Raw genomic sequence first — 20,867 nt, 5'->3', positions numbered from 1 at the left:
CGCTCAGCTCATCGACCGCCCCCCAACGCCGTCCTCGCCCAGCAGCCCCGCCGCCCGGGCCCACCGGTACTTCGCCCCGAGCACCGCCACGGGGCGCTCTGTCGTGTACGGATAGGCCACGACGCCCCGCTCGAAGAGGTACTGGCACGCCTCCTCGACCTCGACGTCGCCCGCGAGCGAGGCCACCACCGGCTTCTCGATGCCCCGCTCCCGGAACTCCGCCACCACGCGCGCGGTGAGCTCGGCGAAGACCATCGGGGGAGTGACGATGGTGTGCCAGTAGCCGAGGACGAGCGCGTGGATCCGCGGATCCTCCAGACCCAGCCTGATGGTGGCCTCGTACGTCGACGGCGGCTCGCCGCCCGTGATGTCGATGGGGTTGCCGGACGCCCCGAAGGGCGGGATGAACGCCTTGAAGGCGGCGTCCAGATCGTCCGGGATCTCCATCAGCCGCAGGCCGTTGTCGACGATCGCGTCCGACAGCAGCACCCCCGACCCGCCCGCGCCGGTGATGACGACCACGTTGTCCCCCCGCGGAGCCGGCAGGACGGGCAGGGCCCGCGCGTACTCCAGCATGTCGCTCAGCCCCGGGGCCCGGATCACCCCCGCCTGCCGCAGGATGTCGTCGTAGACCGCGTCGTCACCCGCGAGCGCGCCGGTGTGCGAGCCCGCCGCCCTCGCCCCGGCGCTGGTCCGTCCCGCCTTGAGGACGACCACCGGCTTCTTCGGCACCGTCTGCCGGGCCGCCTCGACGAAGGCCCGCCCGTCCTTGAGGTCCTCCAGGTGCATCGCGATGCACTCGGTACGGGGATCCTCGCCGAACCACGTCAGCAGATCGTCCTCGTCGATGTCCGACTTGTTACCGAGCCCGACGATGGCCGACACACCCGTCCGCGTGGTGCGGGCGAAGCCCAGGATCGCCATGCCGATCCCGCCCGACTGCGAGGTCAGCGCCACTCCGCCCTTGACGTCGTACGGCGTGCAGAAGGTGGCGCACAGGTCTTGCCAGGTCGAGTAGTACCCGTAGATGTTCGGTCCCAGGAGCCGGATTCCGTACCGCTCGGCCACCGCGACGATCTCGTCCTGGAGGGCGTGCTCACCGGTCTCGGCGAAGCCGGACGGAATGAGCACCGCGTTGGGAATGCCCTTGCGACCCACCTCCTCCAGAGCCGACGCCACGAAGGGAGCGGGGATCGCGAAGACCGCCACATCCACCTCACCGGGAACGTCCGTGACACTCTTGTACGCCTTGCGGCCCAGAATGTCATCGGCCCGGGGGTTCACCGGATGGATCTCGCCGGGGAATCCGCCGTCGATGAGGTTGCGCATCACCGAATTGCCGATCTTCCCTTGCTCGTTGGAGGCCCCGATCACGGCCACCGCACTCGGCTGCATCAGCCGTCGCATCGACCGCAGGATCTCCTCCCGGCCGAAGGTCCGGCGCGGCGTCGGTGCCTCGGAGGCGAGGATGACGCGGATGTCGGCCGCGGTGGCGCCCTCGGGCGTGGCGATCACCGGGTTCAGGTCGACCTCGGCGATCTCCGGGAAGTCGGTGACCAGTTGGGAGACCCGCCGGATCTGCTCGGCGAGCGCCCAGCGGTCCACCGCCGGCGCCCCGCGCACGCCGCGCAGGATCTCCGCAGCCCGGATCGAGTCGAGCATCGACACCGCCTCGTCGGCGGTCACCGGAGCGAGCCGGAAGGTGACGTCCTTCAGCACCTCCACGAGCACCCCGCCGAGCCCGAAGGCGACGACCTTCCCGAAGGCCGGATCGGTGACCGCCCCGACGATGACCTCCTGGCCCGGCGGCAGCAACTGCTGCACCTGGACTCCGTCGATGCGGGCGTCAGGGGCGTAGGCCCGGGCGTTCTCGACGATCCGGCAGAACGCCTCACGGACCTGGGACGCGCCCTCCACGCCGACGACCACACCTCCCGCGTCGGTCTTGTGCAGGATGTCGGGGGAGACGATCTTCAGGACCACCTTGCCGCCGAGCCGGTCGGCCTGTGCCACCGCCTCGTCGACGTCCCTTGCGAGCGCCTCCCCGGGAACGGCGATCCCGTACGCGTCGGCGATCGTCTTCCCCTCGGGCGCGGTGAGCGCGGTGCGCCCCTCCGCCCGTACGGCATCGAGCAGTTCGCGCACCGCCCGCTGGTCGAAGTTGTGCGTCATCAGATCACCCCACTCGTCTTCAGCAGCCGCAGCTCCTCGTCGCCGAGGCCGAGCTCGCCGATGTACACCTCTTCGTTGTGCTCGCCGAGCAGCGGCGAAGTGACCACGTCCACCGGGGAGTCGGAGAGCTTCAGCGGGGAGCCGACCGTGGTGAAGCTGCCGCGCTCGGGGTGGGCGACCTCGACCACCATCTCGTTGGCGACCAGGGAGGCGTCCTCGATGATCTCCTTGGTGGACAGGATCGGCCCGCACGGAATGCCGCGGGCGTTCAGCAGCTCCAGCACCTCCCACTTCGGCAGGTCCGAGGACCACTCCTCGATCAGCTGGAACATCTTGGGGAGTTTGGGCAGCCGGGCCTCCGGCGTCGCCCACTCCGGGTCCTCGGCGAGCTCGGGCCGGCCGATGAGCTCCGAGATCGGGGCCCATCCGACGGGCTGCACGATGACGTACACGTAATCGTTCGGACCGCCGGGGGCGCACCGCACCGCCCACCCCGGCTGGCCACCGCCGGAAGCATTACCCGAACGGGGGACTTCCTCGCCGAAATCTTCGTTGGGATACTCGGAGAGCGGTCCGTGGGACAACCTCTGCTGGTCCCGCAGCTTCACCCGGCACAGATTCAGCACCGCGTGCTGCATCGCGACGTTCACCCGCTGCCCCCGCCCGGTGTTCTCGCGCTGGAAGAGCGCCGCCAGGATCCCGGCCACGGCGTGGACGCCCGTGCCGGAGTCACCGATCTGGGCGCCCGTCGCCAGCGGCGGTCCGTCCTCGAACCCGGTGGTGGCCATCGAGCCGCCCATGGCCTGAGCGACGACCTCGTACGCCTTGAAGTTGGTGTACGGGCCGTCCCCGAACCCCTTGATGGAGGCATAGACGATTCGTGGATTGATCTCCTGGATGCGTTCCCAGGTGAAGCCCATCCGGTCGACGGCCCCCGGGCCGAAGTTCTCGACCATGACGTCGCTGCGCCGGATCAGCTCGGTGAGAAGCTCCTTGCCACGCGCGCTCTTGGTGTTGAGGGTGATGCTCCGCTTGTTGCAGTTGAGCATCGTGAAGTAGAGCGAGTCGACCTCCGGGATGTCCCGCAGCTGCTTGCGGGTGATGTCACCGGACGGGGCCTCCAGCTTCACCACGTCCGCACCGAGCCAGGCGAGCAGCTGGGTGGCGGACGGGCCGGACTGCACATGCGTCATGTCGAGGACGCGGATGCCTTCGAGAGCCTTGGTCATGATGAAGACCCCTCACTTGTACATGGTCTGGTTCATGGTTCCGGGGGCGTACGCGTCGGGGTCGACCCAGACGTTGATCAGGGACGGCAGCCCGGACTCGCGGGCGCGTCGCAGCGCAGGGGCGATGTCGGCGGGGTCCCGCACCTCTTCGCCGTAACCGCCCAGCATCTGCGCGAACTTGTCGTAGTGGACGTCGCCGAGGGTGTTGCCGACCCGCTCGCGCTCCAGGCCGTATTTCTGGGCCTGGCCGTAGCGGATCTGGTTCATCGAGGAGTTGTTGCCGACGATGCCGACGAAGGGGAGGTTGTAGCGGACGAGCGTCTCGAAGTCCCAGCCGGTGAGGGAGAACGCGCCGTCACCGAAGAGCGCCACCACCTCCTTGTCCGGGCGCGCCTGCTTGGCGGCCAGGACGAAGGGGATGCCGACGCCGAGCGTGCCGAGCGGTCCCGGGTCCATCCAGTGCCCGGGTGACTTGGGCTGCACGACCTGACCGGAGAAGGTGACGATGTCCCCGCCGTCGCCGATGTAGATGGAGTCCTCGGTCAGGAAGTCGTTGATCTCGCTGACCAGGCGGTACGGGTGGATCGGCGAGGCGTCCGAGCGCAGCTGCGGCAGCCGCTTGTCGAGCGCGGTCTGCTCGGCGGTGCGCAGCTCCTCGAGCCACGCCTTTCGCTTGATGGCGCCGCCGTTGAGCCGGCCGCTCGCCGCCTCCGTCACCGACTTCAGGATCAGCCCCGCGTCGCCGACGATCCCGAGGTCGATGTCCCGGTTCTTGCCGACGGTCCGGTAGTCCAGGTCGATCTGGACGACGGTGGCGTCCGGGGAGAGCCGCTTGCCGTAGCCCATCCGGAAGTCGAAGGGGGTGCCGACGATGACGATGACGTCCGCGTTGGAGAAGGCGTAACGCCGGGAGAGCTGGAAGTGGTGCGGATCGCCGGGCGGCAGCGTGCCGCGCCCCGCCCCGTTCATGTACGCGGGGATGTTCAGGGTCCGCACGAGCTCGACGGCCGCGTCCGTGGCCCGGGTCGTCCAGACCTGGCTGCCCAGCAGGATCGCCGGCTTCTCGGCGTGCACGAGGAGATCGGCGAGCTTCTCGACCGCCTCGGGGTCGCCGGCGCTGCGGGTGGAGGCCCGGTACTGCCCGGCCTTGGGCACCCGCGCCTTCTCCACCGGGACGCTGGCGTCCAGGACGTCACGCGGGATCTCCAGGAAGGATGGCCCCGGCGCGCCGTGGTAGCACTCGCGGAACGCCATGGAGACCATGTCCGCCGCCCGTGCCGTGTCCGGCACCGTCGCGGCGAACTTGGTGATGGGCGTCATCATGTCCACGTGCGGCAGGTCCTGCAGCGAGCCCATCTTGTGCTGCGTATGGGCTCCCTGACCGCCGATCAGGAGCATGGGCGATTCCGCGCGGAAGGCGTTGGCGACCCCGGTGACCGCGTCGGTGGTTCCGGGCCCCGCGGTGACCACCGCGCAGCCGGGCTTCCCGGTGATCCGGGCGTAGCCGTCGGCGGCGTGCGCGGCAACCTGTTCGTGGCGTACGTCGACGACTTCGATGCCCTCGTCGACACAGCCGTCGTAGATGTCGATGATGTGGCCGCCGCAGAGCGTGTAGATGACATCGACACCCTCCGCCTTGAGGGCCTTGGCGACCAGATGTCCACCGGAGATGCGTTCCTGCTGGGGCTGCTGGCTGTCGTCGGGCATGGCGAAGTCCTGTCCCTTCGTAGGGGGTTGAGGTGCTGTCGCGGTCGATTGCATACAGTCGACGAATACTGTATGAAGCTTGTTATCCCGCATCGCCCGGATGGTGTCCAGGGGGTGTGCGGCACTTTCGAGACAGGGAGCCGAGATGGACCTGTACGAGCACCAGGCAAGGGAACTCTTCAAGAGCCACGGCATCGCCGTCCCCGACGCGGCCGTGGTCGACCACCCCCGCGAAGCCCGGCACGCCGCCGAACTCCTCGGCGGACGCGTCGTGGTCAAGGCGCAGGTGAAGACCGGAGGCCGGGGCAAGGCGGGCGGCGTCAAACTCGCCGCCGACCCCGCCGCCGCCGAGATCACAGCCCGGCAGATCCTCGGCATGGACATCAAGGGCCATACCGTGCACCGGGTGATGCTCGCCCAACCCGTCGACATCCAGGACGAGTTCTATGTGAGCTACGTCCTCGACCGGGCGGCCGGCGCCTTCCTCGCCATTGCCTCCGCCGAAGGCGGCATGGACATCGAGGAGGTCGCCGCCACCCGCCCCGAGGCCGTCGCCCGCATCCCGGTCGACCCGGCCGAAGGCGTCACCGAGGCGAAGGCCGCCGAGATCGCTGCCGCGGCCGGTCTCCCCCCGGAGACCGCCGACGTCCTACGCCGGCTCTGGCAGGTCCTCGTCCACGAGGACGCGCTCCTCGTCGAGGTCAACCCTCTCGTCCTTACCGTCGGAGGCGCGATCCTCGCCCTCGACGGCAAGGTCACCGTCGACGACAACGCCGTCTTCCGCCAAGCCCGTTGGGGGGAGACCCCCGACGCGCCGACAGCCGAGGCCGACCCGCTGGAAGCCGCCGCCAGGGCCAAGGGCCTCAACTACGTCAAGCTCGACGGCGAGGTCGGCATCATCGGCAACGGCGCCGGACTCGTCATGTCCACCCTCGACGTCGTCGCCGGCCGAGGCGCCCGCCCCGCCAACTTCCTCGACATCGGCGGCGGCGCCTCCGCCCAGGTCATGGCCGACGGCCTCGACGTGATCCTCTCCGACCCCGAGGTGAGCGCCGTACTCGTCAACGTCTTCGGCGGCATCACCGCCTGCGACGCCGTCGCCGAAGGCATCGTCCAGGCCCTCGAATCCGTCCACCTCACCAAGCCACTCGTCGTACGCCTCGACGGCAACAACGCGGCACGCGGCCGGGCCATCCTCGAAGCCCGCGCCCACCCCCTGGTCGAACAGGTCACCACCATGGACGGCGCCGCCGCCCGCGCCGCCCAGCTCGCCACCCGCTGAAGGGATGTGAACCCCATGGCCGTCTTTCTGACCAAGGAGAGCAAGGTCCTCGTCCAGGGCATGACGGGCGCCGAAGGCATGAAGCACACCCGCCGCATGCTCGCCGCCGGCACGGACGTCGTCGGCGGAGTCAACCCGCGCAAGGCCGGCAGCACCGTCGATCTCGACGGCCGCGCGATCCCCGTCTTCGGCTCCGTCCGCGAAGGGATGGACGCCACCGGCGCGGACGTCACGGTCGTCTTCGTCCCGCCGCCCTTCGCGAAGGCGGCCGTCCTCGAAGCCGTCGACGCCCGCATCGGCCTCGCCGTCGTCATCACCGAAGGCATCCCCGTCCACGACACCGTGGCGTTCCAGGCGCACGCCCGCGCCCACGGCACCCGGATCATCGGCCCCAACTGCCCCGGCCTCATCAGCCCCGGCCAGTCCAACGCGGGCATCATCCCCGCCGACATCGCGCCCAAGCCCGGCCGCATCGGACTCGTCTCCAAGTCCGGCACGCTCACCTACCAACTCATGTACGAGCTGCGGGAGTACGGCTTCTCCTCGGCCGTCGGCATCGGCGGCGACCCGGTCGTCGGCACCACCCACATCGACTGCCTCACCGCGTTCGAGGCCGACCCCGACACCGACCTGATCGTCATGATCGGCGAGATCGGAGGCGACGCCGAGGAACGCGCGGCCGAGCACATCGCGGCGCACATCACCAAGCCCGTCATCGCCTACATCGCCGGCTTCACCGCCCCCGAGGGCAAGACGATGGGCCATGCCGGCGCCATCGTCTCCGGCTCGTCCGGTACGGCGGAGGGGAAGAGGAAGGCCCTGGAAGCGGCCGGGGTACGGGTCGGCTCCACGCCCACCGAAACCGCCGGACTCGTCCTCGCCCGACTGGCATCCCCGGGCGAGCCCACCCACGATTGACGCGGCGGCCGCGCACAGCCGGCCCGCGCTACAAGCCTGCCCCCGCCCCAAGTCGGGCCGCGCCCAAAGCCGGCCCGCCCCGCAGGTCGCCCGGCCCCACCCCGCCCGCGCGATCGCCCCGGGGTTGGCGCTCCTGCCGTGGCGCCCCCAGCCATCGCACCCTCCCGCCCGACTGTGCACCGAGAGCGGAGAACCCTCCATGGCACCCACCCCAGCCCGCACCCCAGCCCCCACCCTCACCCTCACCCTCACCCTCAAGCCCGGCACCGCCTGGGCCGACGCCTGGCAGCGCTGCCTGACCACCGCCCCCGAGGCGTTCCGCGACGACAGCGTCCGCAACCTCTGGGCCGGCACCTGGCAGCCCGACGGTCGGCCACTCCCCGCCACCAGCCCCGTGGACGGCAGTCCCATCGCCGGCCCACCGCGTCTCGATGCCACCACCGCCCATAAGGCAGTACGCGCCTCGCTGGACCAGCACCGCGCCTGGCGGCACATCCCGCTGACCGAACGCCGGGCCCGCGTCTCCGCCACCCTCGACGCGCTCACCGCGCACCGGGAACTGCTCGCCCTCCTCCTCGTCTGGGAGATCGGCAAGCCGTGGCGGCTCGCCCAGGCCGACGTCGACCGCGCCATCGACGGCGTGCGCTGGTACGTCGACGGGATCGACCCCATGCTCGCCGGCCGCGCCCCGCTCCCCGGCCCCGTCTCCAACATCGCCAGCTGGAACTACCCGATGTCCGTCCTGGTCCACGCGATGCTCGTCCAGGCGCTGGCCGGGAACGCCGTCATCGCCAAGACCCCGACCGACGGCGGACTCGCCTGCCTCACCCTCGCCTCCGCGCTCGCCGCCCGCGAGGGCATCCCGATCACCCTCGTCAGCGGCAGCGGCGGCGAACTCTCCGAAGCCCTCGTCCGCGCCCCCGAGATCGGCTGCGTCTCCTTCGTCGGTGGCCGCGACACCGGCGGCCGGATCGCCACCGCGGTCGCCGACCTGGGGAAACGCCACATCCTGGAGCAGGAGGGCCTCAACACCTGGGGCGTCTGGAACCACACCGACTGGCCCGCCCTCACCTCCGTGATCCCCAAACTCTTCGACTACGGAAAGCAGCGCTGCACCGCCTACCCCCGCTTCGTCGTCCAGCGCACCCTCTTCGCCGACTTCCTCGCCGCCTACCTGCCGCCCGTCCACGGCATCCGCTTCGGCCACCCGCTCGCCGTCGAGCACCCGGAGGACGACCTCCCCGACCTCGACTTCGGCCCGCTCATCAACTCCGCCAAGGCGAAGGAGCTCGGCGACCAGGTCGCCGAGGCCGTCGACCGCGGAGCCATTCCGCTCCACCAAGGTTCCCTCGCGGAGGGCCGCTTCCTGCCGGGCCAGGACACCTCGGCGTACCTCCCGCCGGTCACGCTCCTGAACCCGCCCCCGTCCTCACCCCTCCACCACGCCGAGCCCTTCGGTCCGGTCGACACGATCGTCCTGGTCGACACCGAGGCGGAACTCCTCGCCGCGATGAACGCCTCCAACGGGGCCCTCGTCGCCACGCTCTCCACCGACGACCCGGAGACGTACGGCCGACTCGCCCCGCAGATCCGTGCCTTCAAGACCGGGCACGGAAAGCCCCGCTCCCGAGGCGACCGCGAAGAGCTCTTCGGCGGCTTCGGCGCCTCCTGGCGCGGGGCCTTCGTCGGCGGAGACCTGCTGGTCAAGGCCGTCACCGAGGGATCGGAGGGGGAGCGTCCCCCGGGCAACTTCCCCGACTACCACCTGATGCCCTGACAGGGGCCGTTCATCCGATCCCCTGACGGTCCGGCTCCAGGGCGAAGGCCCGGTCGGCCGCCTCCGGCACCGCGCGCTCCACCCGCTGCGTCAGCAGCGCGCGGTGCCGGACCAAGGGTGCCCTGCGTTCCTCGGGAACAAGAGACAACAGGTCGTCGAGCCCCGCCAGCATCCGCCGGGACACCTGCGGGCTGTCCGCCGCGCACCCCCGGATCTCGGTGAACCCGAGATCCACCAGATCGGTCCACCCGGGGCCGTCCTGCACCAGCCGTACCTCGCCCGCGCGGTCCCGGTGATGCACGGACCCCAGCGGCCGGTTCGCGAGCACCGCGAGGATCTGGACGATCCGGTCCAGACACTGCACGGCCGTCGTCGGGTCGTTGACGGCGGGGGAGAGGGCCCGCAGAGCGATGTCGGAGAGCTGCCGCAGCCCGAATGCGAGGTCCTGGTGAAAGGTCCGTTCGACCCCGACGGAGACCGCCGCGGCCAACCGTCGCGGCACCTGCCCACCATGTACGGAGAGGATGCGGGTCCCCGGCACCACGAAGTCCCCGATCCGGGGCAGCAGTCTCAGTACGGCCCCGTGCCGTTGCGCGCCCTTCACCAACCACGCCACGTTCACGTCCCGCAGCACCCCGGCGCGCCCCCGGTGCACCAGGAACGCCGTGGGCTCCCCGAGCTCGCCGACCTCGGCTCCGTACTGAGGCTGCTTCGCCAGCACGGTCAACGACTCGGTCGTGATCCGCTCCGCCACATGCCCCACGCGCATCAGCCGCAGCGTCGAGTTCACGTACGCCACGAAGAGCAGCAGGCTCAGCCCCACCATGAGCAGCGTCAGCAGCGACTGCACCAGCGGCACGCTCGTCACGAAGCGGGGATCGGTCTCGCTCTCGTACGAGGTCAGCACGAGCAGCGACAGCAGGAAGGTCGACAGGAAGACGGAGAAGGCCGCCTTGGTGATGCGGCTCCTGATGAAGATCCGCACGATCCGCGGACTGAACTGGCCGCTCGCCATCTGCACCGCGACCAGCGAGATGGAGAACACGACACCGATGAAGGTCATCATCGCCGAGGAGATCGTCGTCACGATCGTCTTGGCGTCGTCGGCGATCCCGATCAGGTCGGAGATCTCCTCGTACGCCTCCTCGTCGCGGAGCCACCCGATGATCGCCTCGTCCAGCGTCTCGGCGCCGGACCACAGCCCGAACACGACCACCATCGACACGACAGGGGCGAACCAGAAGGTGTCCCGCAGATGCTCCCGCAGCGGCGACAGCATCCGGGGCCTGCGGTACGTCGTCGACCTGCGGTACTCGGAGAGGTAGCTCACCCAGCGCAGGCTAGGCGGCGCCGGTCTCCACTCCACGTATCCGCACGGCGACACTCTGTACGCCCAGCCTGTCGGCGTGGACTGGATCAAGGACACTGAGCCCGCCGCACCCCACTGACCACGGGAAACGTGGGTGAAAGGCACCTCAAACCCCTGGTAGAGTTATCCATGTCGCCGCGGGGAACACCCCAGAGCGGCACAAACACCTAGTCCGGGTGGCGGAATGGCAGACGCGCTAGCTTGAGGTGCTAGTGCCCTTTATCGGGCGTGGGGGTTCAAGTCCCCCCTCGGACACCAGATACGAAGGCGGGTTGTGGCTGAAGAGCCACGACCCGCCTTCGTCGTTCCCGGCCCAGAGCCCAGAGCCCAGAGCCCAGAGCCCAGAGCCCTGAGCCTTGAAGTCCTGAGCCCTGACGGCCCCGCCGCGGGCTACGCCTTCCGCGCCACCACCAGCCGGCAGCGCGGGCTCCCGTCCTCGCGTCGTCCCAGCGCCTCGATCGGCAGGGTCTCCACCTCGAACCCCGCCCCCGTCAGTCGTTCTCGTACGTCCGTCAGGCCGAAGGTCCGGTAGTACATGACGAACCGCGGTCGCCACACCGCGTTCCGGATCCGCATCGCCCCGTCGAATCCCAGCAGGGTCCAGTACGGCAGCGAGCCGACGCGCGGGGGTGCCGGGAGGGGGAAGGCGAGGACGCCGCCCGGGCGGAGGGCGGCGTGGCTCTGGGTGAAGAGTCGGGACTGCTCCGCCGGCAGGAAGTGGCCGAAGGCGCCGAAGCTGACCGCCAGGTCGAAGGAGGGTGCGAAGGGGAGCGCCAGGGCGTCCGCGCGGATCAGGGTGGCCTTGGGGTGGGCGCGGCGGGCCTCGGTCAGCATGCCCGCGCTGAAGTCGACGCCCGTGACCCGGCCCGTGCACAGCGATCGCAGGACGGAGAGGCCAGCCCCGGTGCCGCAGCACAGGTCGAGGCCCGTCTCGAAGGGCCCCAGGGGCCGCAGGGTGTCCGTCACGGCGGCCAGGACGGGGTCCGGCGTGCGGAACGGGGTCTCGTCGAACTTCTTCGCCAGCAGGTCGTAGCCGTGCTCCACGGAGGAGAGGGCCTGGACGGCCAGCTCACGGACGGTCGGGCCCTGAGGGGTGAACATGCTCCGACAGTACGCCGTCACTCGCGCCGTCACTCTGCGTGGGGAACAGGGTCCAGGACGGAGAGGCGCCCGTCAGCTGGCAGCTCAGCAGATACAGCGGGATCGGCGGGGTGTACGGCGACGTGCCGTCGGGGCGGTGGATCAGGCGGGGGCGGCGGTCCGGGATCTCCGCGCCGGGGGCGTAGCAGGCCGGCATCGGCCAGGTCAGTTCCAGGTCCGAGCCGGTCGGGACCAGCCACCACCACCAGTCGGTGTCCGCGTAGACACAGCCCTTGGAGGGGAGCCGGGAGAGGATCCGGAAGCCGTAGCGCGCAGGAACGCCCACCGCGTCGCAGCCGAGGCTGGTGCGGAAGCCCGCCGGGACGATCAGTCGGGTCGAGCCGGTCTCCGCGGCTCTGCGCGACCTCGGTGTCAGGAGTGTCGCCATCGACCTCAGCACGTGTGCCCCATGCCGTGGGCCAGTTCCGCCCAGACGACCCGCGCCGTTCCATGACCCGTGCGGTCCGCGCCCCACGCGCTGCACAGTCCGTCCACGAGCATCAGTCCGCGGCCGCGCTCCTCCTCGCCGCAGTCGCGGATCCGCGGGTCGCCCGCGCCGCCCTCGTCCCGTACCGCTATGCGCAACTGCTCTTCCCCTTCGCGCAGTTCGCAGACGACATGGCCGCTCGCCGTGTGCACTATCGCGTTGGTGACCAGCTCGGAGACGATCAGCTTCACCGTGTCGTGGATCTCCGGATCGCAGCCCCAGAGGATGAGCCGCTCCTCCGCCAGTCTGCGGGCGCGCGACACCGAGGCGGTGCGGGCCGGGAGTTCGAAGGCGAAGCGGCGGACGTCGGGGCGGGCCGGCCGGGAGACATCGGTGTGGGGAGCGTCGGTTCGTGGGCGCTGGGTCATGACGCGGGGGCTCATAAGGCCTGAGGGAAGCGCGTTACCAGAAGCCACGACCGGTTCCTCACAACAGTGGGTAAGCAGTGCCATACGTCGCCCCCCGTGGCGGCGCACGGCAGCAGCGCGTACTGGTTCACCGGAATACTTTGCTCCCGACGCGGACACTTGGCAAGTGGCACTCTGAAAATTGCAGAGTGCTGTGTTCTCTCTGGCCCTGTTCATGGCACACTCAACCGAAACAGCGCGTCGGGGAGGTCTGGGAGTGAGCGAGCCGCGGTCCGCCCCCACGGTGGGACAGGTCGTTCTCGGCAAGCGTCTGCAGGATCTGCGCGAGCGGGCCGGCCTGAAGCGGGAGGAGGCCGCCAAGGTCCTCCGTGTCGCTCCGGCCACCATCCGACGCATGGAGACGGCGGAAGTCGCGCTGAAGATCCCGTACGTCCAGCTCCTGCTGAAGGCGTACGGCATCACCGACTCCGAGGCCGAGGGGTTCGTCGCCCTCGCCGAGGAGGCCAACCTCCCCGGCTGGTGGCAGCGGTTCCATGACGTGCTGCCCGGCTGGTTCTCCATGTACGTCAGCCTGGAGGGGGCGGCCAGCCTCATCCGGGCCTACGAACCGCAGTTCGTCCCCGGTCTGCTGCAGACCGAGGGATACGCCCGCGCCATCCTGCGCAGCGGGGCCGTCGGCGGGAGCAGTACCGAGGACATCGAACGTCATGTAGCCCTGCGGATGGCGCGGCAGTCCCTACTGACCAGGGACGACGCCCCGAAGTTCTGGGTGATCATGGACGAGACGGTCCTCCGTCGACCGGTCGGCGACGGGCCTCAGGTGATGCGCGACCAGCTCGACCGGCTGCTCGAAGCGTCCGAGCTGCCGAACGTCACCCTGCAGATCGCGGAGTTCGCGTCCGGCCACCACCCCGGCACCTACGGACCGTTCGTCCTCTTCCGCTTCGCCGTGCCCGAACTCCCGGACATGGTCTACAGCGAGTACCTGACCGGCGCCGTCTATCTCGACGCGCGTCCCGAGGTGGCCTCCCATCTCGAGGTCATGGACCGCATGGCGGCTCAGGCCGCGACTGCACAACGCACGAAGGAGATCCTCCGGGATCTCCGCAAGGAGCTGTGAATGGATCGCATATACAACGGCATGCCCGCCGCGGATCTCGGTGCCGAGGGATGGCACAAGCCGTGGAGCGGCGGGAACGGGGGCAACTGCGTGGAGGCCATGAAGCTGGCCGACGGCAGAGTCGCCGTGCGACAGTCCGCAGACCCTGAAGGACCGGCCCTCATCTACACCCATGGCGAGATCGCCGCCTTCATCCAAGGAGCGAAATCCGGCCAGGCCGACTTTCTGCTCACCTGACCCCTTCCGTCGCACCCCTACCGTCGCGTAACTCTTGCTCTCATAACCGTAGTTCTCTCCGCCGACCAGGAGCCCCGATGAGCCAGGACCCCGCAGCCGTACGGATCGACACCAGCAAGCCGCACCCCGCGCGGATGTACGACTGGTTCCTGGGCGGCAAGGACAACTACCCGGTCGACGAGGAGATGGCCAAGCAGCTGCTCACCGTCGACGCCCGCGGCCGGGACATGGCCCGGGTCAACCGGGCGTTCATGCACCGCGCCATCCGCTGGCTCAGCGCCAACGGCGTACGGCAGTACCTGGACATCGGCACCGGCATCCCCACCGAGCCCAACCTGCACCAGATCGCCCAGCAGGCCGCGCCCGAGTCCCGGATCGTCTACTGCGACAACGACCCGATCGTGCTCGCGCACGCGGCCGCCCTGCTGCGCTCGACGCCCGAAGGGGCCACCGAGTACATCCAGGCGGACGCCCGCGACCCGGAGATCATCCTCGAAAGGGCCGGAAAGGTCCTTGATTTCGACCAGCCCATCGCGCTTTCGATGCTCGCCCTGCTGCACTTCGTCGGGGACGAGGACGGGGCGTACGACCTGGTCGGCAAGCTCGTCGACCAGCTCGCGCCGGGCAGCTACCTCGTTCTCTCGCATGTCACGGGCGACTTCGACCCGGAGGGGGCGGCCAAGGCCGTCGGCATGTACAAGGCGCGCGGGCTGACGCTGCGGCCGCGCTCGCGCGACGAGCTGGCCGCCTTCTTCGACGGTCTCGAGTTCGTCGAGCCCGGCGTCTCGCTCACCGCCGAGTGGCACCCGGAACTGGGCGAGGCCGTCCCGGTCCCGGGTGACGAGCCCATCCCCGGCTGGGCCGGCGTCGCCCGCAAGCCCTGACGCACCACTGGCACATGTGAAGGCCCGCGGACCCTCCGGTCCGCGGGCCTTCGCACATCGGCACTGTGCCGGCACTGCGTCCGCGCCGCCTCAGCGCCCTGGCTCGACCAGCGTCACCAGGAACGACTTCGCCGCGCTCACATTGCCCGCCGCGTCGATCGTGCGGTACTCGACCGTGTGCGTCCCGTAGTCCGGCGTCGCGTCGTCCCACGGGACGGCCCGGCTCTTGCCCAGCTTGCCGTAGACGAGATCGTCGATGACCGTGCCGCCCGGCGAGAATCGGAACGGCGCGTCGGCGTCGGTCGGCCAGCCGTAGTACGTGTACCAGCCGTCGCCGTCCACCCGGAACTGGCGGACCACGGAGCCCGGTTGATCGTCGCGGGCCGCCAGCTTCATCGTGAACTCCCCGTCGTAGACGTACTCGACAGGGCGCCCGGGACGGCTCACCGTCCGCAGCGGCTCGGACAGCTCGTACGATCCCGTCGCGGGACGGGCGTCCACCGTCCACCTCAACTCGGCGCCGGTGCCCGGGATCCTGGCCGTCAGGGTGTGCGTGCCCGGGGTGAGGCGCAGCGAACGCAGGTCCAGGTCACGGTCGTTGCCCGGGTTGTCGACCGCCCGGCCGTCCAGCCGCCAGCGGACGGCGACGGTGCCGCGCGTCGGGTGGGTGGTGTCGGCGTGGACCACCGAGCGCGCGGCGACGGGCGACGCCGTCGACGTGTGGCCGGTGAAGGCCGCTTCGACCTCGTCCTCGGGGGTGGTCAGCGCGCGGTTGACCGTCCAGCTCACCGTACGGGTCAGGGCCGCCGAACCGCGGACCGCGGGGTCGCGGACGAACGGGGTCGGGTCGCTCACGGTCGCCGTCAGCGTGTGGGCGCCGGGGGAGAGGGAGAGGGCGCGCAGGTCGATCGTCCGGGCGCCTCCGGTGCCCAGTTGCCGGCCGTCCAGCCGCCACACCACGTCGAGTTCACCGCCCACCGGATGCAGCGTGTCCACCCACACCGTCCGATCGGCCCCGATCGGCGCCGCGTTGGGCGTGTGCGCCTGGACGAGATTCACCTTCGCCGAGATCGCCTGGACCATCACCTCACGCTCGACCTGGTCGAAGGCGTAACCCAGCGTCTTCATGATCGAGTGCTTGCTCGGCCGCCAGACGCCCTTGGTGCTGTACAGCCCGCCCTCGAAGCGGCCGATGACCCCACCCGCCTCGCTCCGCTCGCCCAGCCAGCGCCACCACTTGGCGCGCTGCTCCCGCATCTGCTCCTCGGTCAGCAGGGTGTGGTGCACCGACGACGGTTCGGGCCCGGAGTACACGCCGCCGGCGACCCCGCGCGCGTAGTAGTCGTACTCGTCCTGGAGCTTGCCCAGCGAGTGGCCTATCTCGTGCGGGGTGATCAGCGAGGAGAGCGCGTTACCGCCGGACGCGGTGGCGTAACTGCCGCCCGCGCCGCCGTAGGTGTCGCTGTGGGCCAGGGCCACGATCTGCCGGTTGGCGCTGCTCGTGCCGGGGACGAGGTCGGCCAGCGCGGCTGCCTTCGTACTGTCGACCGTCAGGAGCCGCTGCACGCTGTCGGGGTTGCAGCCGCCCCAGAAGCCCATGTTCAGGGGGGTGTCACGGCGGGGTGCGTCGAGCCCCGGGTCGCAGTCCACCCCCGACTCCGGCGAAGGGACTTCCACCGCCCAGACGTTGATGTACGAGCGGTACGAGGCGAACGGCTCGATGCTCCACAGGACGCCCAGGTGCTTGTCGACGTCCGCCCGGAACTCGTCCATCTCGTCGGCCGTGTAACCGTCGCCCATGACGACCAGGTTGAAGCGCTTGTCCGCCGGCCCCGTGGTCTGGACGGGAACAACCGTGGCGGCCTCGGTGACGGGATCCGCCGTCTCGGCGACCGCCGGCCCGGCCCCCAGCAGACCGGCGGTCAGGAGACAGCCCGCGGTCAGCCGGGTGACCGCCCTTCGAAAACGTATGCCATGTGAGCCCATGGGGCGCGAGCGTATGCGGCGCCCCATGGGGCGTAAAGATGTTCGTCGGCCGTCGTCCGACCGACAACTCAGCTTCGCAGATAGGCAAGGCCGGCGTGCTCGGCCGTGTAGCCGTCGACGAGCCGGCGCGCCACGGAGACCGAGTCGACGAGCGGATGCAGCGCGAACGCCTTCACCGCCGTCGCCCGCGATCCGCTCTCCGTCGCCGCGAGCACCTCGCGCTCGACCGCCTTGACCGCCGTCACCAGACCCACCGCGTGGTACGGCAGCGGCGCCACGGACACCGGATGGGCGCCGGCCGCGTCCACGAAGCAGGGCACCTCGATCACCGCGTCCGCGTCGAGCACCGAAAGCGTGCTGCCGTTACGGACGTTGAGGATCAACGTGGCCCGCTCGTTGCGCGCGATCGCCCGCATCAGCGCCAGTGCGACCTTCTCGTACCCGCCCGACTCCAGATCCTCCTCGTCGCGCTCGCCGATCCCGGCCGCCTCCCGGTTGGCGGCCATGTAGGTCGCCTCCCGGTCGGCGAGCGTACGGTGCCAGGTCGCCAGCGGAGGCGTGTCCGGCTTGCCCATCTCCTCGTAGAAACCGGCCTGTTGGTCCCGGAGATAGGCGCCACGGGTCCGCTCGGCCTGCTGGTAGGCGCGGACGGCCTCCCGGTTGAAGTAGTAATAGTGCAGATACTCGTTGGGGATCGCGCCGAGCGAGCGCAGCCACTCGGGGCCGAAGAGCCGGCCCTCCTCGAAGGAGCCGAGTGCCTGCTCGTCCGCCAGCAGCCGCGGGAGCTCGTCGCGGCCCGCGACCCGCAGGCCGCGCAGCCAGCCCAGGTGGTTGAGGCCCACGTAGTCGATCCACGCCTCGTCCGGATTCGCGCCCAGGATCCTGGCGACCCGGCGGCCGAGCCCGACGGGGGAGTCGCAGATGCCGACGACCCGGTCGCCGAGCACCCGTGACATGGCCTCGGTCACCAGGCCGGCCGGGTTGGTGAAGTTGATGACCCAGGCGTCCGGGGCGAGTTCAGCGATCCGCCGCGCGATGTGCACGGCGACCGGAACCGTCCGCAGCCCGTAGGCGATCCCGCCGGCACCCACCGTCTCCTGGCCGAGGACCCCTTCGGCCAGCGCGATCCGCTCGTCGGCCGCCCGGCCCTCCAGACCGCCGACCCGGATCGCCGAGAACACGAAGTCCGCTCCGCGCAGCGCCTCGTCCAGATCCGTGGTCGCCGTCACCGCCGGAGCGTCCGGCACCCCCGCGCCCTGCTCGGCGAGGACCCTGGCGATCGCCGAGAGCCGCCCGCCGTCGAGGTCGTGCAGCGTCACCTGGGTGACCCGCCCCTCGGCATGGTCACCGAGCAGGGCGCCGTACACGAGCGGGACCCGGAATCCGCCGCCTCCGAGAATCGTCAGTTTCATGGTCGTACGCTACTGCGATGCACGTACTGAGCAGCCGGATTCTGCTCCGGCCGACCGACCCCGAGCGGTCCCGGCGCTTCTACGGGGACTCGCTCGGGCTGACGGTGTACCGCGAGTTCGGCACCGGACCCGATCGGGGCACCGTCTACTTCCTGGGCGGCGGCTTCCTGGAGATCTCCGGGCGCGCCGCCCCGACCGAGACCCCGTCACGCCTGCGCCTCTGGCTCCAGGTGGCGGATGTGCGGACCGTGCACCAGGATCTCCTCGGCCACCAGAACGTCGAGATCCTGCGGGAGCCGGTGACCGAGCCCTGGGGGCTCGTCGAGATGTGGATCGCGGACCCCGACGGCGTCGAGATCGTCGTCGTCGAGGTCCCCGAGGACCACCCGCTCCGCTACCGGCCCTGAGGGGCACCTACCCCACGTCGAGCGCGTTGCGCAGGCCGAGCCGGTGGCGCAGCCGGTCGTGGCGCTTGAGCGCCTCCAGCTCCGGCGCGCGGAAGAGCGGCTGGACCGTGCAGCGCGGGGCGGACGAACCCGTACGGTCGAGGAGCGCGTTGACGGCCTGCCGGGCGGAGGCGTTGGCGCCCTCCATGGTGGCAAGGTCGATGTCGACGGCCACGTAGTCCCCGGCCAGATAGAAGTTCGGGACCTTCGTCGCGGCCTGCGGGCGGTTGTGGAAGGTACCGACCGGGTGGATGAGCAACTGGTCGTCGTTGGTCGGGTTCGGGGTGCCGAGGCCGTCGACGCCCGGGTCCAGGAACCAGGAGTGCAGGGCCCCGTCCTTGAGGACCGCACGGCCGGTGTCGTTGAACGCCGCCTTGAGCTGCGCCCACACCTCGCGCGCGACCTCGGTGCGGGTGCACTGCTTGGCGGTCTTGCCGTAGAGGATGCCCGGCCGGTCCCACTCCGAGATGTCCACCGAGAGACAGTCGACGACCGTCCCGTCGCCGTAGTCGGCGGGGAAGTCCCTGGTCGGCCAGTGACGGGCCTGCTGGATGGACGTCAGGGACCAGGGGGAGTCGATCAGGTTGGCATGGCCGGCGAGGAGCGGGGCCCGCTCGGTCAGATAGAACTGGATTCCCGTCATCCAGTCCGTCTCCAGCTTGTCGCAACGCGCCAGTTGAGGATCGGCCGCCCGCAGCGCCGCTCCCCAGGTACGCCGCGCGTGTTCCACCGGCATCGCCGAGACGTAGTGGTCGGCCGTCACCGAGCGGCGCGCCCCCTGGGGGTCCTCGATCACGGCCGCGGAGATCCGCCCGGCGTCGGAGTCGTACGCCATCTCCCGTACGGTCCAGCCGACACGGAACTCCACGCCGAGGCCGGTCAGATGAGTGACCCAGGGGTCGATCCACGCCTCGTTCGTGGGCAGGTCGAGGATCCGGTCGAGGGGCCCGTCCGCGCCGCGTCCGAGCGCGTTGAAGGCGAAGGCCTCCAGGAGTGTGGCGACCGTACGGGTGCTGGCCTCCTCCGCCTTGGTCGCCACGATGTTGCGGGTGAGTCCGACGGCCAGGATGCGCTGGTAGTCGTAGCTCATCCGGTCGGCCCGCAGGAAATCCCACCAGGGAGTGGCCTCCCAGGTCCGGTCGCGCCGCTCGTCGCAGCTGGTGAGGAAGACGAGGAAGCGGTTGACGAAGTACGCGGCCTCGTGGAGCGGGATGGAGCGGGCGGTCTCCAGGAGCGCGGTCAGGGCGCGGCGGATCTCGTCGAGCGTGAGCTCGGCGGGCCGGTGACCCTGCCAGGGCAGCGGGATGCGCAGGTCCTCGCGGCCGGTCCGGGCGAAGGACATCTCCGCCGGGGCGACGAGGTTGTCCCAGACGCCGTTGGCGTTCCCCGGGAAGGGGATGCGCCGCATCGTGTCGGGGAGGTTGTGGTAGATCCCGGGGATGAAACGGAAGCCGTGCTCGGCGGGGAGCGGCCGCCGGGTGCCGCGCGCGCTGTCCGGCACGTCCATGGAGCGCGCCTTGCCGCCGAGTGCCCGACGCTCGTAGACGGTGACGCGGAAGCCGCGTTCGGCGAGTTCGTGGGCGGCGGTCAGGCCGGCGACGCCGCCGCCGAGGACGGCGACGGAGGGAGCGGTCGCGGTGGTCGTTCCGGCCGCGAGAGCCGGAGTCGGCGCGGCGCCGACGGCCGCCGCGCCGGTGACCGCGGCGGCCGTGGTCACGAAGGTGCGCCGTGAGGTGCCCGTACGGTTCATTCCCCAGCCCCTTTGCCTTACCGGCGGTAACGGTCACGTCCGGCGCAGGAGCATAAGGGTGTCCACCCGCTCCCGGAAGCACCGTGCGGGCCACGCCGAACACATGGCGTGATCCCGCCCCTCCGGTACACGAGACAATGGCGTCATGTCCCGACGCGTCACCCGCAAGAACCCCGCCCGTCCCGCTGTCACCACGGGCTCGCCCTGCCCCTGCGGCCTTGCCGCCTCCTATGGCGAGTGCTGTGGACGTTTCCACGCCGGACCGGCGAACGCCCCCACCGCCGAACTCCTCATGCGCTCCCGCTACAGCGCCTTCGTCGTGCGCGACGCGGCGTATCTGCTGCGGACGTGGGCGCCGGAGACCCGGCCCGGCGAGGTCGACTTCGACCCGTCACTGCGCTGGGCGGGCCTGGAGATCCGGGACACCACCGACGGGACCGCCTTCCACCAGACCGGGACCGTCACCTTCGTCGCCCGCTACACCCAGGGCGGCGAGCAGGGCTCGCTCCACGAGCGCAGCCGCTTCCGGCGCCACGACGGGGCCTGGGTGTACGTGGACGGGGACTTCATCGACGCGCCCTGA

Annotated in this window: 18 protein-coding genes and 1 tRNA gene; 9 read left to right on the top strand and 10 right to left on the bottom strand. The window is 70.5% G+C overall.

Going from position 1 to position 20,867, the window contains the following annotated elements; genetic code table 11:
* Positions 1-3: 3 nt before the first annotated feature.
* From ABZ939_RS27290 to ABZ939_RS27280, 3 genes are read right to left on the bottom strand one after another with little or no spacing between them, the layout of a single operon-like run.
* The gene (locus ABZ939_RS27290; protein WP_361860451.1) at positions 4-2,172 is read right to left on the bottom strand and encodes an acetate--CoA ligase family protein; all 2,169 of its coding nucleotides are present in this window, start codon (positions 2,170-2,172) and stop codon (positions 4-6) included.
* Positions 2,172-3,401, bottom strand: a complete 1,230-nt coding sequence (gene frc, locus ABZ939_RS27285; protein WP_361860448.1) for a formyl-CoA transferase — start codon at positions 3,399-3,401, stop codon at positions 2,172-2,174. The genes ABZ939_RS27290 and frc overlap by 1 nt, the downstream gene beginning before the upstream one ends.
* Positions 3,402-3,413: 12 nt before the next feature.
* Complete coding sequence (locus ABZ939_RS27280) at positions 3,414-5,108, bottom strand: thiamine pyrophosphate-binding protein (protein ID WP_361860445.1); 1,695 nt, start codon at positions 5,106-5,108, stop codon at positions 3,414-3,416.
* Between the two features lie 145 nt (positions 5,109-5,253).
* Between ABZ939_RS27280 and sucC the strand changes: the two genes are divergently transcribed.
* The 3 genes from sucC (at position 5,254) to ABZ939_RS27265 (ending at position 9,085) form a co-directional block, all read left to right on the top strand.
* Positions 5,254-6,390, top strand: coding sequence for an ADP-forming succinate--CoA ligase subunit beta (gene sucC, locus ABZ939_RS27275; RefSeq protein WP_361860442.1), 1,137 nt, complete (start codon positions 5,254-5,256; stop codon positions 6,388-6,390).
* 15 nt (positions 6,391-6,405) lie between these two features.
* A complete protein-coding gene (gene sucD / locus ABZ939_RS27270; RefSeq protein ID WP_361860439.1) occupies positions 6,406-7,308 on the top strand; it encodes a succinate--CoA ligase subunit alpha in 903 nt (300 codons plus the stop codon).
* A gap of 199 nt (positions 7,309-7,507) precedes the next feature.
* Positions 7,508-9,085, top strand: a complete 1,578-nt coding sequence (locus ABZ939_RS27265) for an aldehyde dehydrogenase family protein (RefSeq protein WP_361860436.1) — start codon at positions 7,508-7,510, stop codon at positions 9,083-9,085.
* Positions 9,086-9,095: 10 nt separating this feature from the next.
* Here ABZ939_RS27265 and ABZ939_RS27260 read toward each other — a convergent pair whose 3' ends face one another.
* Positions 9,096-10,364, bottom strand: coding sequence for a DUF2254 domain-containing protein (locus ABZ939_RS27260; protein WP_361860670.1), 1,269 nt, complete (start codon positions 10,362-10,364; stop codon positions 9,096-9,098).
* A 260-nt stretch (positions 10,365-10,624) separates the two neighbouring features.
* Here ABZ939_RS27260 and ABZ939_RS27255 point away from each other — a divergent pair.
* Positions 10,625-10,712: transfer RNA gene (locus ABZ939_RS27255), tRNA-Leu, on the top strand.
* Positions 10,713-10,844: 132 nt separating this feature from the next.
* Here the strand turns inward: ABZ939_RS27255 and ABZ939_RS27250 are convergent.
* Genes ABZ939_RS27250 through ABZ939_RS27240 form a run of 3 tightly spaced genes read right to left on the bottom strand, consistent with a single transcriptional unit; the run spans position 10,845 to position 12,449 of the window.
* Complete coding sequence (locus tag ABZ939_RS27250; protein ID WP_361860433.1) at positions 10,845-11,555, bottom strand: methyltransferase domain-containing protein; 711 nt, start codon at positions 11,553-11,555, stop codon at positions 10,845-10,847.
* Positions 11,524-11,982, bottom strand: a complete 459-nt coding sequence (locus tag ABZ939_RS27245) for a hypothetical protein (protein ID WP_361860430.1) — start codon at positions 11,980-11,982, stop codon at positions 11,524-11,526. Before ABZ939_RS27245 ends, ABZ939_RS27250 begins: the two co-directional genes overlap by 32 nt.
* 5 nt (positions 11,983-11,987) lie before the next feature.
* Positions 11,988-12,449, bottom strand: a complete 462-nt coding sequence (locus tag ABZ939_RS27240; RefSeq protein ID WP_361860427.1) for an ATP-binding protein — start codon at positions 12,447-12,449, stop codon at positions 11,988-11,990.
* Positions 12,450-12,705: 256 nt separating this feature from the next.
* Between ABZ939_RS27240 and ABZ939_RS27235 the strand changes: the two genes are divergently transcribed.
* The 3 genes from ABZ939_RS27235 to ABZ939_RS27225 all read left to right on the top strand — a co-directional run bounded on the left by ABZ939_RS27235 (position 12,706) and on the right by ABZ939_RS27225 (position 14,690).
* The gene (locus ABZ939_RS27235) at positions 12,706-13,569 is read left to right on the top strand and encodes a helix-turn-helix transcriptional regulator (RefSeq protein WP_361860424.1); all 864 of its coding nucleotides are present in this window, start codon (positions 12,706-12,708) and stop codon (positions 13,567-13,569) included.
* Entirely contained in the window at positions 13,570-13,806 is a 237-nt protein-coding gene (locus ABZ939_RS27230) for a DUF397 domain-containing protein (RefSeq protein ID WP_137992288.1), read from the top strand.
* A gap of 77 nt (positions 13,807-13,883) precedes the next feature.
* Positions 13,884-14,690 carry an SAM-dependent methyltransferase gene (locus tag ABZ939_RS27225; RefSeq protein WP_361860421.1) on the top strand — a complete coding sequence of 269 codons (807 nt, stop codon included), beginning with the start codon at positions 13,884-13,886 and terminating at the stop codon, positions 14,688-14,690.
* Positions 14,691-14,780: 90 nt separating this feature from the next.
* Here the strand turns inward: ABZ939_RS27225 and ABZ939_RS27220 are convergent, their stop codons facing one another.
* Complete coding sequence (locus ABZ939_RS27220) at positions 14,781-16,676, bottom strand: M64 family metallopeptidase (RefSeq protein WP_361860418.1); 1,896 nt, start codon at positions 16,674-16,676, stop codon at positions 14,781-14,783.
* A 68-nt stretch (positions 16,677-16,744) separates the two neighbouring features.
* Positions 16,745-18,088: a 6-phospho-beta-glucosidase gene (locus tag ABZ939_RS27215; protein ID WP_361860415.1), complete on the bottom strand. Its 1,344-nt coding sequence runs from the start codon at positions 18,086-18,088 to the stop codon at positions 16,745-16,747.
* A 17-nt stretch (positions 18,089-18,105) separates the two neighbouring features.
* On the opposite strand from ABZ939_RS27215, the gene ABZ939_RS27210 reads away from it, so the two are divergent.
* Positions 18,106-18,495 (top strand): VOC family protein, encoded by a 390-nt coding sequence (locus ABZ939_RS27210; protein ID WP_361860412.1) that lies wholly within the window; start codon positions 18,106-18,108, stop codon positions 18,493-18,495.
* Between the two features lie 7 nt (positions 18,496-18,502).
* On the opposite strand, the gene ABZ939_RS27205 is transcribed toward ABZ939_RS27210, so the two are convergent.
* The gene (locus ABZ939_RS27205; protein ID WP_361860409.1) at positions 18,503-20,284 is read right to left on the bottom strand and encodes an FAD-dependent oxidoreductase; all 1,782 of its coding nucleotides are present in this window, start codon (positions 20,282-20,284) and stop codon (positions 18,503-18,505) included.
* Between the two features lie 145 nt (positions 20,285-20,429).
* Here ABZ939_RS27205 and ABZ939_RS27200 point away from each other — a divergent pair, with 145 nt between their 5' ends.
* A complete protein-coding gene (locus ABZ939_RS27200) occupies positions 20,430-20,867 on the top strand; it encodes a YchJ family protein (RefSeq protein ID WP_361860406.1) in 438 nt (145 codons plus the stop codon).

Source organism: Streptomyces sp. NPDC046712 (assembly GCF_040645695.1).
In the GTDB taxonomy this organism is placed as follows: Bacteria; Actinomycetota; Actinomycetes; order Streptomycetales; family Streptomycetaceae; genus Streptomyces.
This window is presented reverse-complemented; position numbering and strand designations above follow the sequence as displayed.